Origin of the sequence: Actinomadura sp. 9N407 (genome assembly GCF_044326315.1) — a bacterium.
GTDB lineage: Bacteria > Actinomycetota > Actinomycetes > Streptosporangiales > Streptosporangiaceae > Spirillospora.
Genome location: NZ_JBIRAW010000027.1, coordinates 55,052 through 71,215, shown reverse-complemented (window position 1 = coordinate 71,215; position 16,164 = coordinate 55,052). Strand labels below are relative to the sequence as shown.

Annotated in this window: 14 protein-coding genes; 4 read left to right on the top strand and 10 right to left on the bottom strand. The window is 71.4% G+C overall.

What is annotated here, in order from left to right:
- Nucleotide 1: 1 nt before the first annotated feature.
- Both ACH34Q_RS33480 and ACH34Q_RS33475 read right to left on the bottom strand, forming a co-directional pair.
- Nucleotides 2-907 (bottom strand): acetaldehyde dehydrogenase (acetylating), encoded by a 906-nt coding sequence (locus ACH34Q_RS33480; protein ID WP_395987132.1) that lies wholly within the window; start codon nucleotides 905-907, stop codon nucleotides 2-4.
- 118 nt (nucleotides 908-1,025) lie between these two features.
- On the bottom strand, nucleotides 1,026-1,808 hold the full coding sequence (locus tag ACH34Q_RS33475) for a 2-keto-4-pentenoate hydratase (protein WP_395987131.1): 783 nt from the start codon (nucleotides 1,806-1,808) through the stop codon (nucleotides 1,026-1,028).
- Nucleotides 1,809-2,170: 362 nt separating this feature from the next.
- On the opposite strand from ACH34Q_RS33475, the gene ACH34Q_RS33470 reads away from it, so the two are divergent.
- Genes ACH34Q_RS33470 through ACH34Q_RS33460 form a run of 3 tightly spaced genes read left to right on the top strand, consistent with a single transcriptional unit; the run spans nucleotide 2,171 to nucleotide 5,314 of the window.
- Nucleotides 2,171-3,199, top strand: coding sequence for an enoyl-CoA hydratase (locus ACH34Q_RS33470; RefSeq protein ID WP_395987130.1), 1,029 nt, complete (start codon nucleotides 2,171-2,173; stop codon nucleotides 3,197-3,199).
- Nucleotides 3,189-4,334, top strand: coding sequence for an acyl-CoA dehydrogenase family protein (locus tag ACH34Q_RS33465; RefSeq protein WP_395987198.1), 1,146 nt, complete (start codon nucleotides 3,189-3,191; stop codon nucleotides 4,332-4,334). The genes ACH34Q_RS33470 and ACH34Q_RS33465 overlap by 11 nt, the downstream gene beginning before the upstream one ends.
- Nucleotides 4,331-5,314, top strand: coding sequence for an acyl-CoA dehydrogenase family protein (locus tag ACH34Q_RS33460; RefSeq protein ID WP_395987129.1), 984 nt, complete (start codon nucleotides 4,331-4,333; stop codon nucleotides 5,312-5,314). Before ACH34Q_RS33465 ends, ACH34Q_RS33460 begins: the two co-directional genes overlap by 4 nt.
- 285 nt (nucleotides 5,315-5,599) lie before the next feature.
- Here ACH34Q_RS33460 and ACH34Q_RS33455 read toward each other — a convergent pair whose 3' ends face one another.
- On the bottom strand, nucleotides 5,600-7,177 hold the full coding sequence (locus ACH34Q_RS33455) for a FadD3 family acyl-CoA ligase (RefSeq protein ID WP_395987128.1): 1,578 nt from the start codon (nucleotides 7,175-7,177) through the stop codon (nucleotides 5,600-5,602).
- Nucleotides 7,178-7,471: 294 nt separating this feature from the next.
- Here ACH34Q_RS33455 and ACH34Q_RS33450 point away from each other — a divergent pair, with 294 nt between their 5' ends.
- Entirely contained in the window at nucleotides 7,472-8,233 is a 762-nt protein-coding gene (locus ACH34Q_RS33450) for an SDR family oxidoreductase (RefSeq protein ID WP_395987197.1), read from the top strand.
- A gap of 74 nt (nucleotides 8,234-8,307) precedes the next feature.
- On the opposite strand, the gene ACH34Q_RS33445 is transcribed toward ACH34Q_RS33450, so the two are convergent.
- From ACH34Q_RS33445 to ACH34Q_RS33415, 7 genes are all read right to left on the bottom strand, one after another.
- A complete protein-coding gene (locus ACH34Q_RS33445) occupies nucleotides 8,308-9,147 on the bottom strand; it encodes a MaoC/PaaZ C-terminal domain-containing protein (RefSeq protein ID WP_395987127.1) in 840 nt (279 codons plus the stop codon).
- 65 nt (nucleotides 9,148-9,212) lie between these two features.
- A complete protein-coding gene (locus ACH34Q_RS33440) occupies nucleotides 9,213-10,391 on the bottom strand; it encodes a lipid-transfer protein (RefSeq protein WP_395987126.1) in 1,179 nt (392 codons plus the stop codon).
- Nucleotides 10,388-10,891: a MaoC family dehydratase gene (locus tag ACH34Q_RS33435; protein WP_395987125.1), complete on the bottom strand. Its 504-nt coding sequence runs from the start codon at nucleotides 10,889-10,891 to the stop codon at nucleotides 10,388-10,390. Before ACH34Q_RS33435 ends, ACH34Q_RS33440 begins: the two co-directional genes overlap by 4 nt.
- Nucleotides 10,888-12,114 carry an acyl-CoA dehydrogenase family protein gene (locus ACH34Q_RS33430; protein ID WP_395987124.1) on the bottom strand — a complete coding sequence of 409 codons (1,227 nt, stop codon included), beginning with the start codon at nucleotides 12,112-12,114 and terminating at the stop codon, nucleotides 10,888-10,890. The genes ACH34Q_RS33435 and ACH34Q_RS33430 overlap by 4 nt, the downstream gene beginning before the upstream one ends.
- Nucleotides 12,114-13,193, bottom strand: a complete 1,080-nt coding sequence (locus ACH34Q_RS33425; RefSeq protein WP_395987123.1) for a bifunctional MaoC family dehydratase N-terminal/OB-fold nucleic acid binding domain-containing protein — start codon at nucleotides 13,191-13,193, stop codon at nucleotides 12,114-12,116. Before ACH34Q_RS33425 ends, ACH34Q_RS33430 begins: the two co-directional genes overlap by 1 nt.
- Nucleotides 13,190-14,353 (bottom strand): acyl-CoA dehydrogenase family protein, encoded by a 1,164-nt coding sequence (locus ACH34Q_RS33420; protein WP_395987122.1) that lies wholly within the window; start codon nucleotides 14,351-14,353, stop codon nucleotides 13,190-13,192. Before ACH34Q_RS33420 ends, ACH34Q_RS33425 begins: the two co-directional genes overlap by 4 nt.
- Nucleotides 14,354-14,464: 111 nt before the next feature.
- Complete coding sequence (locus tag ACH34Q_RS33415) at nucleotides 14,465-16,132, bottom strand: AMP-binding protein (protein WP_395987121.1); 1,668 nt, start codon at nucleotides 16,130-16,132, stop codon at nucleotides 14,465-14,467.
- Between the last annotated feature and the right edge of the window lie 32 nt (nucleotides 16,133-16,164).

Sequence of the window (16,164 nt, the reverse complement as noted above, 5' to 3'; positions counted from 1 at the left end):
GTCAGCTTTCCCCCTGCTCGATCCGCTCGGCGAGGACTTCGCCGACCCTGGTGGCGGCGGCGGTCATGATGTCGAGGTTCCCGGAGTACGGGGGCAGGAAGTCGCCCGCTCCCTCGACCTCCAGGAAGATGGCGACCCTGGCCATCCCGCCGTTGACGGCGGAGGCCTCCTCGAACTGCGGCTCGGCGCGCAGCCGGTAGCCGGGCACGTAGCCGGCGACGTCGGCGGTCACGTCCTTGATCGACTGCAGGATCTTGTCCTGGTCGGCGTCCTCCGGAATGGAGCAGAACACCGTGTCCTTCATGATCACGGGCGGGTCGGCCGGGTTCAGGATGATGATGGCCTTGCCGCGCGTGGCCCCGCCGATGGTCTCGATGCCCTTGGCGGTGGTACGGGTGAACTCGTCGATGTTGGCACGCGTACCGGGTCCGGCGGAGTCCGAGGCGACGGACGCGACGATCTCGGCGTACTGGACCGGGACGACCCGCGAGACCGCGTACACCATCGGGATCGTGGCCTGGCCGCCGCAGGTGATGAGGTTGACGTTGTCGGCGTCCAGGTGCTCGCGCAGGTTGGCGGGCGGCACCACGGCGGGGCCGACGGCGGCCGGGGTCAGGTCGATCGCCCGGATGCCTGCCTCGCGGTAGCGGGGCGCGGCGGCGCGGTGCACGTACGCCGAGGTGGCCTCGAACACGAGGTCCGGCTTCTCGGGACGCGACAGCAGCCAGTCGATGCCCTCGTGGCTGACCTCCAGGCCGAGCCCGGCGGCACGGGCGAGGCCCTCGCTCTCGGGGTCCACGCCCACCATGTAGCGGGGTTCGATGCGTTCGCTGCGCATCAGCTTGTACAGCAGGTCGGTGCCGATGTTGCCCGGCCCGACGATCGCGGCGGTCACCGCCATGGTCACTCCCAGGGATTCACTTGAGGTCAGGAGCTTGCTCTAAGGCAGCGCCACTTGAAGCACGGGTGCTACTTGAACGACAGCGCAGCGCTACTCGATCGACAGTGCTACTTGAACGACGGTGCTACTTGAACGACAGAGAGACCGAGCCGAGGCCGGTGAACTCGGCGGTGTAGGTCTCCCCGGCCGCCACGTCGATCGCGCGGGTGCACGAGCCCGGCAGCACCACGTTCCCGGCGCGCAGCCGGACACCGAACGAGGCGACCTTGCGGGCCAGCCAGGCGACGGCGATGACGGGGTCGCCCAGGACCGCGTCGGATCGGCCGGAGACCACGGTCTCGCCGCCGCGGTAGAGCGTGGCGTCGATCGCGGTGAGATCGAGTCCGGCGGGCGGGACGCCCGCGCCGATCACGAACCCGGCCGACGACGCGTTGTCGGCGATCGTGTCCGCCAGCTTGATCCGCCAGTCGGCGATCCGGCTGTCGATCAGTTCCAGCGACGGTACGACCCGTTCGGTGGCGGCCAGGACATCGGCCTCGGTGCACTCCTCGCCCGGCAGGTCGGCGCCCAGCACGAAGCCGACCTCGACTTCGACCCGGGGCCGGCAGTAGGCGCTCGCGAGCACCGGCTCGTCCTCGCTCAGCTCCATGTCGGCGAGCAGGTGGCCGTAGTCGGGTTCGTCCACGCCCATCATCTGCTGCATGGCCTTGGACGACAGCCCGACCTTGTGGCCCTTGACCGCGCCGCCCGCGGCCAGCCTGCGCCGGATGTTGAGCAGCTGGATCTCGTACGCGTCGACGACGTCGATGCCCGGGTAGCTCTCGATGAGCGGGGAGATCGGCCGCCGCTCCAGCTCCGCGGCCCACAGACGGTCGGCGGCTTCTCGGCGCCGTTCCTCGGTCAGCATGCCCACGACGCTACGGAGCCTCCGCCCGAGCCGCCGCATCCAATCCCACTGGCCGGGAAAGCGGGCCGATGTCGGACGGCCCGCGATGCGCCGGCGCCCGGCGGGACGGTCACGCCCGAGAGGCGGTGAAGCCTGGTGGGGCCTGGTGGGGCCGCGGTGTCCGATGGGTCCAGGGTCCGGAGGGGCTGTGGTGTTCCGTGGGCGCGGGTGTCCGGTGGGGCTTGGCACCCGGTAGGCGTTCAAGTCCAGTGGACGTTCAAGTCCGGTGGGCGGTCGGGGTCCGGTGGGCGGGACCCGATCGGTCCGGCATCGGGCCGGCTCGGTTACTCTACCAAACAGTTGTTAGAAAGAAGGGAGATCGCATGGTCGTCCGCTACGAGCGGCGGGGACCCGTCGCGGTGGTCACGATGAACCGGCCCGACTACCGCAACGCGCAGAACTCCGCGATGACCTATGCCCTCGACGAGGCGTTCTACCAGGCCGCCGAGGACGACGAGGTCAAGGTGATCGTGCTCGCCGGGGCGGGCGAGCACTTCTCCGCCGGGCACGACATCGGGACTCCCGAACGAGACGCCGACCGCACCTTCCCCCGCAAGGCCGGGCTGTGGTGGGACCACGTCGGCAAGACGGGCGCCGAGAGCCGGTTCGCGCGCGAGTCGGAGGTCTACCTCGGGATGTGCCGCCGCTGGCGGGAGATCCCCAAGCCGATGGTGGCCTCGGTCCAGGGCGCGTGCATCGCGGGCGGGCTGATGCTCGCCTGGGTCTGCGACCTGATCGTGGCGTCCGAGGACGCGTTCTTCGCCGATCCGGTCGTACGGATGGGCATCCCGGGCGTCGAGTACTTCGCGCACCCGTGGGTGATGCCGCCGCGCATCGCCAAGGAGTTCCTCTACACCGGGGACCGGATGGCCGCCTCCCGCGCGTACGAGCTGGGGTGGGTCAACCGGGTCGTTCCGCGCGAGTCGCTGGAGGCGGAGACCCTGGCCATGGCCGAACGGATCGCCGCGATGCCCCGCCTCGGCCTCGCACTCACCAAGAAGGCCGTCAACCAGGCCGAGGATCTGCAGGGCATGCACGCGGGCATGGACTCGGTGTTCGGACTGCATCATGTCGCGCACGCCCACAACGCCGAGGTGGGCGCCGACGCGCTGGCCGGGCTCGGCCCCAAGTCGATGAAGGCCGCGGCCGAGAAGGCCATGACCAAGAAAACCAGCACCGAGAAAACCAGCACAGCGAAGTCCAGCACGGAGACGGCCAGCACGGAGAAGGCCGGTACCGAGAAGCCCACGGGTAAAGCCAGCACGGAGACGGCAGCACCGAGAACAGCGGCACCTGGGAAAAGCGATACCGGGAAAGCGGCACACGAGAAGGCGGCAGATGATGGATCTTGAGTTCGGGGCGGCGGAGCAGGAGCTGCGCGCCGAGGTACGGGCGTGGCTGCGCGAGCATGTGCCCGCCGAGCCGCTGCCGTCGCTGGAGACCGAAGAGGGCTTCGCGGCGCACCGGGACTGGGAGCGGGCGCTGGGCGAGGCCCGGCTTTCGGTGGTGTCGTGGCCGGAGCAGTACGGCGGGCGCGGCGCGTCCCCGCTGCAGTGGCTGGTCTTCGAGGAGGAGTACTACGCCGCCGAGGCCCCCGGGCGGGTCAGCCAGAACGGCATCAACCTGCTGGCCCCGACGCTGCTCGAGCACGGCACTCCCGAGCAGCTCGAACGCATCCTGCCGCCGATGGCGGCCGGTGAGGTCATCTGGGCGCAGGCGTGGTCGGAGCCGGGCGCGGGCAGCGACCTGGCGGCGCTGCGCGCGACCGCGACCCGTACCGACGGCGGCTGGCTGCTGAACGGCCAGAAGACCTGGAGCTCCCGGGCGGCGTTCGCCGACCGCGGCTTCGGCCTCTTCCGTTCGGACCCGGCGTCGGAACGGCACAAGGGCCTGACGTACCTGATGTTCCCGCTGAACGCCGACGGCGTGACCGTACGCCCGATCGGGCGGCTGGACGGCAAGCCCGCGTTCGCCGAGCTGTTCCTGGACGACGTGTTCGTCCCGGACATCGACGTGATCGGCGAGGCCGGCCAGGGCTGGCGGGTCGCGATGGCCACGGCGGGCAACGAGCGCGGCCTCACGTTGCGCAGCCCGGGCCGCTTCACGGCGGCGACCGAACGGCTCGTGGACCTGTGGCGCGAACGCGCCGCTCTCTCCAACACAGAATCGTCCGACACGGCCCTGCGCGACCGGGTCGCCGACGCCTGGATCAAGTCCCGCGCGTACCGGCTCAAGGGCTTCGAGACCATCTCCCGTACCGACGACATCGGCGCCGAGGCCAGCCTCAACAAGGTGTTCTGGTCGGAGCTGGACGTGTCGCTGCACGAGACCGCGCTGGACCTGCTCGGCCCGGACGGGGAACTGGACTCGTCCTGGCTCGAGGGGTACGTCTTCTCGCTGGCCGGCCCGATCTACGCGGGCACCAACGAGATCCAGCTCAATGTGATCGCCGAGCGGCTGCTCGGCCTGCCGAGGGGATCGCGGTGAAGTTCGTTCTGGACGCCGAGCAGCGGATGTTCGGCGAGACCCTGCACAAGCTGCTGGCCGAGGCCGGTACCGCCGAGGCGGTACGCGTCTGGGGCGGCGGCGAAACGGCACCCGGGCGGGCGCTGTGGTCGTCGATCGCCGAGGCCGGGGTGTTCGCGCTGGCCGTACCGGAGGAGCACGGCGGGGCCGGTCCGCTGCCGGTGGAGCTGGTCACCGCGATGGAGGTGCTCGGGCGGCACGCCGTTCCCGGGCCGATCGTGGAGACGCTCGCCGCCGCCGAACTGCTCGGACGGGCCGGGGGCGCGGCTGCCGCCGGCTGGCTGCCCAAGATCGCCGAGGGTGAGGCCCTGGTCTCGCTCGCGCTGCCGCCGTCCGTCCCGTACGCGCTGGACGGCGACGCCGCCGACCTGGTGCTGATCGCGAGCGGCGGCGGCGTACAGGAGGCCGCCGCGGACGAGCGGCCGGTCTGCGACTCGCTCGACCCCGCACGCCGGCTGTTCCGGGTGGCCCCGGGCAAGACGCTGGCGGACGGGGACGACGCTCGCGCGGCGATCGACGCGGCGTACGACCTCGGCGTGCTGATGTGCGCCGCCCAGCAGGCCGGCCTCGGCCGCGCGCTGCTGGACGTCTCGGTCGAGTACGCCAAGACGCGCAAGCAGTTCGGCCGGCCGATCGGCGAGTTCCAGGCGATCAAGCACCATCTCGCGGGCGCGATGGTGGAGCTGGAGTTCGCCCGGCCGCTGCTGTTCGGCGCCGCCCTCGCGTACGGGACGCCCGAGTTCCGCCGGGACGTGTCGGCCGCCAAGGTCGCGGCGTCGGCCGCCTCGTACGCCACCGCGAAGGTCGCGCTGCAGGTCCACGGCGCGATCGGCTACACCGACGAGTACGACCCGTCCCTGTGGATCCGCAAGGCCCGGGTGCTGCACTCGGCGTGGGGCTCCCCCGCCGACCACCGCGCCCGAGTCATCGCCGCGCTCTAGGCGGTGTTTCTAAAGACCCGGCCCACGGTGCTCGCCTAGCGGCTCGCACCGTGACCGGTTCTTGGGCGAGCGCGGCATCGCTTCGCGATCTGCCCGGTGAGGCTCGCCTTCGGCTTTGCCTCACCGGCCAGATAGCGCGCTCGCGCGGTGGCTGAGGCCACTGTGAGACAGGCCCTAGCCCCCGGACTCCGTTGACTCGTGGCGAGTTCGCCCCTGCAGGCCTCTGCAAGGGCGAACACGCCACGAGTCAACCGTTCGGGCGTCGATCGTTCGGGCGTCGACCGTTTAGGCGAGGTTCTTCAGGTCGGCTCGGCGGATCTTGCCTGCGGCGCTCTTCGGGAGGTCGTCCACGAAGACGATCTCCCGGGGGACCTTGAAGTTGGCCAGCCGTTCCCGGCAGTGGGCGACCAGCTCGTCGGCGGTGACCTGCCGGCCGGCGCGGACGCGGACGTACGCGCGGCCGACCTCGCCCATCCGCTCGTCCGGAACCCCGGTCACGCCCGATTCCACGACGGCGTCGTGCCGGGCGAGGACGTCCTCGATCTCGGCCGGGTACACGTTGAACCCGCCGACGACGTACATCTCCTTGGTACGGCCCGTGATGGTCAGGTTGCCGTGCTCGTCCAGGCGGCCCCGGTCGCCGGTGACCAGCCAGCCGTCGCGGAGCGCCTCCGCGGTGGCCGCCGGGTCGTCCAGGTAGCCGCGCATCACGTTGTAGCCGCGTACGTGGATCTCGCCGTCGGTGCCCGCCGGGACGGGCTCGCCCTTGCCGTCCACGACCACGACCTCCACGTCGTCGATGGCGTGGCCGGACGTACCGGAGATGACCTCGTCATCGTCGTCCACGGCGCAGACGGTGACCGTGCCGGACGCCTCGGTCAGCCCGTACGCGGTGACGACCTGCGGGAACAGCTCCGCGCGCATCCGCCGGACCAGCGCGATCGGTACGTCGGCCGCGCCGGTCACCGCCAGCCGCAGCGAGGACAGATCGCGCTCGGTACGGCTCGGGGCCTCCAGCAGCGTGGTGTAGATCGTCGGCGGGCCGGGCAGCACGTTGATCTTCTCGGCCTCGATCAGCCGCAGCGTCTCGTCGGCCTGGAACACGTCCTGCAGCACCATCGTGGCGCCCTTCAGCAGGCAGGCCAGCACGCCGGCCTTGTAGCCGAAGCTGTGGAACATCGGATTGACGATCAGGTACCGGTCGTCCTGGGCGAGCCCGGTGCGTCCGGCCCAGGCGAGGAACGTACGGATGTTCTGCTCGTGCGTGCACAGGACGCCCTTGGGGACTCCCGTACTGCCCGAGGTGAACAGGATGTCGGCGATGTCGCCCGGGGCCACGGCGTCCATCCGGGCGTCCGTGTCGTCCCGCGAGACACCGGCGCCCGCGCCGACGAAGTTCTTCCAGGACGTCACGCCAGGACGCTCATCGCCGTTGAACGTGACGATGGCCTGGAGGTCGGGCAGATCCGGGACGGCGCCCGTACCGGCGTCCAGCCCGAGCATCCCGGGATAGTCGATGCCGAGGAAGCCGTCCGCCACGAACAGGATCTTGGCCTGCGCCTTGGTGAGCGGCCGGCGGGCCTCCTCGCCCTTGTAGCGCGTGTTGAGCGGGACCAGCGCCGCACCGGCGCTCACCGCGCCGATCGCGGTCACGATCCACGCCAGGCCGTTGGGCGCCCAGATCGCGATGCGGTCACCTGGCCCGACCCCCGCGGCGGTGAACGCCGCGACCACCTCGCGCACGCGCTCGCGCAGCTGCGCGTACGTCACCCGGACGTCGCCGTCCACGACGGCCTCCGCGTCCGGACGGGCGTCGGCGGCGCGGGCCAGCACCCGCGGGATCGTCAGCTCCTGCTCGCTCATGGCACCCCATGGTGGCCCCCCGCGCCGCCATCCGGAAGACCCGTCCCGGTCACCGGTACCCGAGGCCTGGAACGGCGCGTACCGTCCTAACCTGTGCTTCGCGATCTGCGCGGTGGCCAAGGCACCTGAAACAAGCCCTGGTCTCCGCCCACCTGTAATCCTGTACGGCGTTGTGGTTCGTACATTGCCTGGCCTGTGGTTAGCGCGAGCCTGTGGTTCGCATGGGCCCGTGATTCATACAGGCCTGTGTCCGTACGGGCCTGCGCGGTCATCGAAGGGGAAGAATTGAGCACGGTGGTGGACCTCAGTGGACGGGCGGTGCTGGTCACCGGCGGTACCAAGGGCATCGGGGCGGTGATCGCCGAGACGTTCCTGCGGGCCGGCGCCGACGTGGTGGTGTGCGGCCGCAACGAGCCGGAGAAGCCGCCGAGCGCGGACGGCCGTACGGCGCGTTTCCTGTCCGCCGACATCCGGGACGCGAACGCCGCGGTCGAGCTGGTGAACGGGGCGGCGGAGCTGATGGGCGGCCGGCTGGACGTCCTGGTCAACAACGCCGGCGGCTCGCCCGACGCGGACGCCGCGACGGTCTCGCCGCGCTTCGTGGAGCGGATCGTCCAGCTGAACCTGCTGGCGCCGTTCTACGTGGCGCAGCCCGCCAACAAGATCATGCAGGCCCAGCCGGAGGGCGGGTCGATCATCAACATCGGCAGCGTCTCGGCCGTCGACCCGCAGCCCGGCACCGCCGCGTACACCGCGGCCAAGGCAGGCCTGCTGGCATTCACGAAGGCGCTGGCGCTGGAGTGGTCGCCCAAGGTGCGGATCAACCACATCACCACCGGGCTGGTCCTGACCGAGGCCGCCGCCCACAACTACGGGGAGGACGGCGGCGCGACGATCGCCGGCCTGATCCCGATGGACCGGATGGCCGACCCGCAGGACGTGGCGAACGCCTGCCTCTTCCTGGCCGGCGACCTGTCGTCGTACGTGACGGGCGCGGACCTCGCCGTCCACGGAGGCGGCGAGATCCCGGCCCGCTACATGGTCACCCGCGACTGATCAGGCCCCGCGTGACACAGGCCCGGCCGGTCAGGCCGTGCGTGACACAAGCCCGGCCGGCCAGGCCGTACCGATCAGCCTGCGAAGCGAGCGCGGCCGCCGGAGATCACCGTGGTGTCTCCGGTGGCGGCCTCGAACAGGACCGCGCCTTCTCCTGAATCCGCACCTTCTCCCGACGACGTGTCGTTCCATGCGGTGACGGCAAGCCGGTCGCCCGGGAAGACTGGGGAGGCGAACCGGCCGTCCAGCTCCACCAGGTCGGCCGGGTGCGCGCCCAGCTCCCGCGCCAGCGGCAGCGTGATCGCGGCCAGTGTGCACAGCCCGTGCATGAACGGGCGGGGCATCCCGGCGGCCTTGGCGGCGTCCGGATCGATGTGCATGTGGTGGCGGTCGCCCAGCAGCCGGTACAGGGCCGCCTGGTCGGGCGAGGTCTCCACGGTGAACGAGTGGTCGGGCGCGCGCTCGGGACGCTTCTGCGACGACGGGCCCCGGTCACCGCCGAAGCCGCCGCTGCCAGGGGCGAACAGCGACCAGACGGCCTCGAAGTACTCGCACTCGACCGCGACCTCGAAGACCGCCGCACGGCCCTTGTCCCAGACCTCCGACACCTTCGCCGACAGCTCCAGCTCGCCCGCGATCGGCAGCGGCTTGCGCACGCGCAGCCGTTGGGACCCGTGTACGGCGGTGGTGATGTCGAACGCGCCCGCCGAGCCGAGGGCGTCGGGGGCCCACTGGGCCAGGGTGAGGGCGAAGGTGGGCAGGACCCGCAGCCGCTCCTCGAAGACCAGGTCCAGGTCGGCCGCCTTGGCCCCGACCGCCAGCGCGTACAGGATCGCGTCGCGGTCCTCGTAGCCGGCGGCCCGGCTGCCGAGCTCCCGGCCCCGCCAGTCCCCCGCGCTCTCCGCGTTCCCCATGCTCGCCTCGGCCCCCGTGTTCGCTTGAGTCCCCGTGTTCGCCTGAGTTCCCGTGCTCGCGTCGGTCATCGGTCGACTCCCAGGACGAGGCCGCTGGTGGGCACGCCCGTACCGGCGGTGACCAGCACGCTCCCGATCTGGCCGGGCTGGTTGACCGAGGTACCGCGGACCAGCCGGACACCCTCGGCGACGCCGTTCATGCCGTGGATGTACGCCTCGCCGAGCTGGCCGCCGTGGGTGTTGAACGGCAGCCGCCCGCCGATCTCCAGATGCCCGTCGGCGATGAAGTCCTTCGCCTCGCCGCGGGCGCAGAAGCCCAGCTCTTCCAGCTGCGGAAGGACCAGCGGGGTGAAGTGGTCGTACAGGATGGCCGCGCCGATGTCGGCCGGGGTGAGGCCGCTCTGCGCGTACAACTGCTTGCCGACCAGCCCCATCTCGGGGATGCCGCTGATCTCCGACCGGTAGTAGCTGGTCATCATGTGCTGGTCGTTGCCGGATCCCTGCGCCGCGCCCCAGATCACCGCGGGCGGGTGCGGCAGGTCGCGGGCCCGCTCGGCGGAGACCACGACGATGGCCTGGCCGCCGTCGCTCTCCTGGCAGCAGTCCAGCAGCCGCAGCGGCTCGGCGATCCAGCGGGACGCCTGGTGCTCTTCCAGCGTGATCGGCCGCTGGTAGAACCAGGCGGCGGGGTTGGTCGCGGCGTGCTTGCGGTCCACGACGGCGACCCGTCCGAAGTCCTCGGTGGTCGCCTTGTACTCGTGCAGGTACCGCTGGGCGAACATCCCCACCCACTGCGCGGGCGTGGACAGCCCGTACGGGGTCATCCAGGAGTACGCGGCGCGGTCGGCGCTGACGTCCATCGGCCGGTCCGCCTGGCCGAGCCCGTACCGGGTGCCCGAGCGCTCGTTGAACGCCCGGTAGCAGACGACCACGTCGGCGATGCCGGTGGCGACGGCCATCGCGGCCTGCTGGACGGTGCCGCAGGCGGCGCCGCCGCCGTGCCCGATCCGGGAGAAGAACTTCAGCTCGCCGATGCCCAGGTTGCGGGCGATGTGGATCTCGGAGCTGCTGTCGGCGGTGAACGTCACCATGCCGTCCACGTCGGACGGCTCGAGGCCGGCGTCGGTGATGGCGGCCAGGACCGCCTCGCAGGCCAGCCGCAGCTCGCTGCGGCCGGACTCCTTGGAGAACTCGGTGGCGCCGATGCCGGCGATCGCCGCGGCGCCTGGGAGCACGCCGCTCACAGTTCCCCCTCTTGCGGATGCCGTGCACTCGGAAGGAGCACGGTCACGGTTCCGGTCACGTGCGGGCCGAGCGCGTTGACGCCGCGTACCGCGATCTCGACCCGGCGGCCGGCGTCGTCCGTGGCGGTGACGGTCCCGGTCAGCACCATCGTGTCGCCGGGGTAGTTGGGCGCGCCGAGCCGGATCTTGATCTTCTTGATCACGGCGGCGGGCCCGGCCCAGCCGGTGACGTACCGGTCGACCAGCCCGTTGGTGGTCAGGATGTTCATGAAGACGTCCTTGGAGCCGCGCTCGCCGGCCAGCGCGGGATCGTGGTGGACGTCCTGGAAGTCGCGGCTCGCCAGGGCCGTGGCCACGATGAGGGTACGGGTCAGCGGGATGCTCAGTTCGGGCAGCTCCTGCCCCACCTTCACGTCCTCGTACGCGAGCGTCGGGGCGACCGTGGTCGCGGGGGCTGCGGCCGGAGACACGGCCGCGGGGGCGGTGGCCGGGCGGGTCATGACGCGGCCTTCCCTTCCGCGAGCCGGTCGCCCAGCCGGGTGAGGTCGGACGAGGCGCCGCCGAGCGTGCCGGAGATCTGCTTGCCCCACAGGAAGAAGCGGTGCACCGGGTAGTCGACGTCCACGCCGATGCCGCCGTGCAGGTGCTGGGCGCGGTGGACGACGTTCAGCCCGCCCTCGCCGGACCACCACTTGGCGACCAGTACGGCCGAGGAGTCGGCCGATCCGTCCGCCTCGACGGACGAGATCGCCCGCCACACGCAGACCTTCAGGGCCTCGATCTCGATGTAGCAGTCGGCCAGCTGGTGCAGGACGGCCTGGAACGAGCCCAGCGGGCGGCCGAACTGCTCGCGCTCGCGCAGGTAGGAGGCCGACAGCTGCAACGCTCCGTCGGCCACGCCGATCTGGACGGCGGACAGGGCCATCCGGGCCAGGTCGAGCGTTCCGGCGAGCGCTCCGTCCCCGGGCAGCGCCTGGGCGGGCGCGTTCTCGAGCGTGAGGTTGCCGGCCATGTCGCGGCTGGTGGTCTCCGTACGCTCCCAGCTCACGCCCTCGGCGCCGGCCTCCACCAGGAAGAGCCGACGGCCGGCTCCGGCGGCCGAGGATTCCGTGGTCGAAGACTCGGTGCTTGCGGAGACCAGGACGTACGCGGCCCCCGCCGGGGTCGGGACGGCGGCCTTGGTGCCGGTCAGCCGCCAGCCGTCGCCGTCAGGCTTGGCCACGCTCTCTGCTCTGGCAACGCTCTCTGGTCTGGCAACGCTCTCTGGTCTGGCAACGCTCTCTGGTCTGGCAACGCTGTCTGGTCTGGCAACACAGTGGGGCTCATCCGGGTCCTGCAGGCCGAACTCCTCCAGCGCCACGGTGATCCGGGACGAGCCGTCCACGAGCGCGGGCAGCAGGGCCTCGCGCTGCTGCGGCGTACCGTACGAGGTCAGCGCCAGCGCGCCGACGAGCGTCGGCCAGAGCGGTACGGGCGCGACATGGCGGCCCTGCTCCTCCAGCAGGACGCCGAGCGCGGGGACGCCGAGGCCCGAGCCGCCCGCCTCCTCCGGCAGCGCCACGCCGAGCAGCCCGGCCGAGGCCAGGTCGCGCCACAGGGTCTCGTCGACCCGGTCCGGGCTCTGCTCCACCTCGCGCAGCCGCGTCGCGGCGGTGTGGTCGGTGAAGATCTGCCGGGCCAGGTCGCGGACCGCCTCCAGCTCCTCGCCAAGGGTGAAGTCCATCAGCGCTCCTCTTGCGGGGTCGCCGGCCGGAACACCGGAAGGGACAGTTCGGGGTCGGCGTCCAGCCAGTCCAGGACGACGGGCATGCCGATCTCGACCTCCTCGGGCCTGATGCCGGTCAGGTTGGTGATGAGGCGGGTGCCTTCGGCCAGCTCGACCACCGCGACGACATGCGGGAAGTCGAAGGCCGGATGGCGGGGATGGTGGTTGACCACGTACGTGTAGACGTGGCCGTGGCCGCCGGACTCGGCGGCGTACCACTCGAACGATCCGCAGTGCGGGCAGGCGGGGCCCGGCGGGTGCCGCGGCGTCTCGCACGCCGTGCAGCGCTGGATCACCAGGCGGTGCTCGCGCGCCGCCTCGAACCAGAACGCGTTGTCCTGGTTGATCGCCGGCCGCGGCCGCAGCGCCTTGGGCTTCGGCTCCTCCTTGGGACGGAAGCGCAGCGTGCGCCAGTGCTGGGTGGCGACGATCTCGCCGTCCTGGTCGCGGTACGTCTTCACCGTGGTGACGAAGCGCCCGGTGCCCAGCCCGGTCTTCTTCTCCGGGGAGATCGACTCCACGACCTCCTGGACGCTGATGTGGTCCCCCGGGACGAGCTCCCGGTGGAACTCCAGCTCGGAGTCCGTGGCCACGACCGAGGTGTAGCCGCCCTCGTCCAGCAGCGCGACCAGCTCGTCGAACCCGCCGCCGCCCGTGCCCTGCCCTGGCTGGCCCGACTGCACTGCCTGGCCCGACTGCCCTGCCTGGCCCGGCTGGCTCGGCTCTGGCTGCGGGGCCTGGGGGCGGACGGACGCCGCGTACCCGCGCATGGTCCAGGCCTGGACCATCGAGGCGGGCGCCACGACGCCGTCACGGCCGGTGGCCCGCGCCGCCTCGTCGTCCAGGTAGACGGGGTTGCCGTCGTCCATCGCCTCGACCCAGTGCCGGATCATCGGCACGTTCACCGGGTCCTGGCCGGGACGCGGCGCGACGAGCTCGCGGCCCTCGAAGGCCTTCAGCCTGCTCTCGTAGTCACCGGCTCCAGAACCCTCGTTCCAACCGGCCATGCTCGCCGCGGTGGCTTCGGGGGTGCTCATGAGCGCCTCGATCGCGGCATGCCCAGGCCCTGGGTGGCGACCATGTCGCGCAGCACCTCGTTGACTCCGCCGCCGAAGGTGTTGACGATGCCCTGCCGGGACAGCTGCTCGATCTGCCCGTACAGCACCGCGCCCGGCGACTCGGGACGGATCCGCCCGGCCGCGCCGAGGATGCCGGTCAGAGCGCGCTGCACCTCGATGTGGGTCTCGGTGCCGTAGGTCTTGGTGGCGCCCGCCTGCGCGCCGGACAGGTTCCCGGCCTCGACGGCGGCGGTCATCTGCCAGTTCAGCAGCCGCATCGCCTCGAGCTTGGCGTGGGTACGGGCCAGGTCCTGCCGGACCCACGGCAGGTCGATGACGCCGTTCTCGCGGGCCCAGGCCGCGACGTCCTCCCACAGCCGGATCATCCGGCCGCCGAGCGCGGCCAGCCCGATCCGCTCGTGGTTCAGCTGGGTGGTGATCAGCCCCCAGCCGCCGTCGACGTCGCCGATGACGTTGGCCGCGGGGACCCGGACGCCGCTGTAGTACGTGGAGGTGACGATCATCCCGCCGACCGTCGGGATCGGGCTCCAGGAGAAGCCCGGCGCGTCGGTCGGCACCGTGATGATCGAGATGCCCTTGTGCTTGGGCGCGTCCGGATCGGTGCGGCAGGCCAGCCAGATGTGGTCGGCGGTGTTGGCGCCGCTGGTGAAGATCTTGCTGCCGTCGATGACGTAGTGGTCGCCGTCCCGGACCGCGCGGGTCCGCAGCGAGGCCAGGTCGGTGCCGGCGGCGGGCTCGGTGTAGCCGATCGCGAAGACGATGTCGCCGGCCAGCATGCCCGGCAGGAACCGCTGCTTCTGCTCCTCGGTCCCGTACTTCATCAGCGTCGGGCCGACCGTGTTGACGGTGACGAACGGGAACGGCAGGCCCGCCCGCTGCACCTCGTCGAAGAACACGTACTGGTCGGCCATCGAACGGCCCTGCCCGCCGAACTCGACCGGCCAGCCGTAGCCGAGCCAGCCGTCGTCGCCGAGCATCTTGACGACCTCGCGGAACCGGTCACCGCCCACGCCCTGCTCACCGACGCGGCGTCGGACGTCCGGAGGCAGCAGGCCCGCGAAATAGGCCCGCAGCTCCGCGCGCAGATCGCGGTGCGCGGCGGACTCACGCAAATCCATGGAGGCCCTCTCTCTTTTCCAGCGGGGAGGCGTGGGAATCAGGCATGGGCCACCGCGGCCCGTGCTGACTGAGACCCTCGTTCACGGCAAGCACAGTCATGGCAGGCGCGCTCATGGCAAGAACCGCAGGCGGCCGTTGGTGGCGAACTCCTCGCGCAGCGCCGCCTTGTCGTCCTCGGTCATCAGCGTGTACTCGGGGGCGCCCCGGCCTACCCAGCGGTACACGGGGTCCTCGGTACGCCAGCCGTTCAGCTGCAACTGCTTCTTGCTGAGCTTGCCGGAGCCGGTGGTGGGCAGTCCGTGCGACACCCGGACGTAGCGGGGAGCGCCCTTGGTGCCCAGGTCCTCCTGGCCCGCGAGGAAGGCCGGCAGGCCGAGCTCGTCGAACGCGACGTCCTCGGGGATCTCCATGGCGGCCATCACCTGGTCGCCCGACCTGGGGTCCGGTACGCCGAACGCGGCGGCGTCCAGGACCTTGGGGTGGCGGCGCAGGACGTCCTGGGTGAGCAGCGCGGAGATGTTCTCGGAGTCGACCCGGATCCAGTCGCCGGACCGTCCCGCGAAGTAGAGGAACCCGGCCTCGTCGAGATAGCCGAGGTCGCCGGTCCAGTACCACCCGTGCCGGACGCGCTCGGCGTCTGCCTCGGGGTTCTTGTAGTAGCCCTCGAACCGGGCGGCGCCGTCGACGTCGACGATCTCGCCGACCGCGTCCTCGGGGTTGGCGATCCGGCCGTGCTCGTCCAGGACGGCGCGGGCGCAGGTCTCCCGGGACTCGGGGTGAACGATCCGTACCCCGTCATGGGCGGGCCGCCCGAACGCGCTCGGCGGGGTGTCGGGCACCAGCTTGATCATGCCGGCGCCCTCGCTGGAGCCGTACCCCTCCTGGAGCGGGCACCCGAACCGGCGCAGGAACTCGACCTTGTCGCCGGGCGCGGCCTCGGTCCCGAACGCGTGCGTCAGCGTGTTGTCGCCGTCGTCGGGCCGTTCCGGCTGCGCCAGGACGTAGGCGATGGCCTTGCCGACGTAGGTGAAGAACGTCGCGCCGTAGAAGCGGACGTCGTCCATGAACCCGGACGCGGAGAACTTGGGCGCCAGCACGACACACGCGCCCACCGCCAGCATCGGAGCCCACAGCGCCATCAGCGCGTTCCCGTGGAACAGCGGCATCGGGCAGTAGGCGATGTCCTCGCGCACGTGGCCGTACTTGGCGCTGTTGACCCGGCCCAGCTCGGCGAGCCGGCCCTGCGAGCAGCGGGCCGCCTTGGACGCCCCGGTCGTACCGGAGGTGAAGAGCAGGAGCAGTTGCGTCTCCGGCGTGATCTCCGCATCCCGGCCCGGGGACTGCTCGGCGGGGAAGGCGTGCCGCGCCACCTGGGCGGGGTACGCCGCGTCGTCGATCAGCAGGAACCGGTCGCGCGGAACGCCGATGTCCAGTCCGTCCAGCAGCTTGGCCCCGGCCTCGTCCGTGATCAGGAGCTGCAGGTCGGTGTGCCTGACCTCCTGCTCCAGGTACGAGCCGCGCCGGGTGGAGTTGATCCCGACGATGGTCGCGCCGCTCAGCGCCGCCGCGCCCAGCCACAGGATGTACTCCGGCACGTTGTCCAGCAGCACCCCGATGTGGAACGGCCCGTCCTGCCGCAGCTCACGGGCCAGCGACGCCCGTGCCGCGCTCTCCCGGACGACCTCGTCCCACGTCCAGGTCCGCTCACGGTCGCGCAGTCCGGGACGGCCGTCGCCGAGCCGTTCCAGCAGCAGATCCGCGATCGTCTCGTTTCGCACTCCTGCTTCCCCTGCTCCCTCTGGTGTCTGCT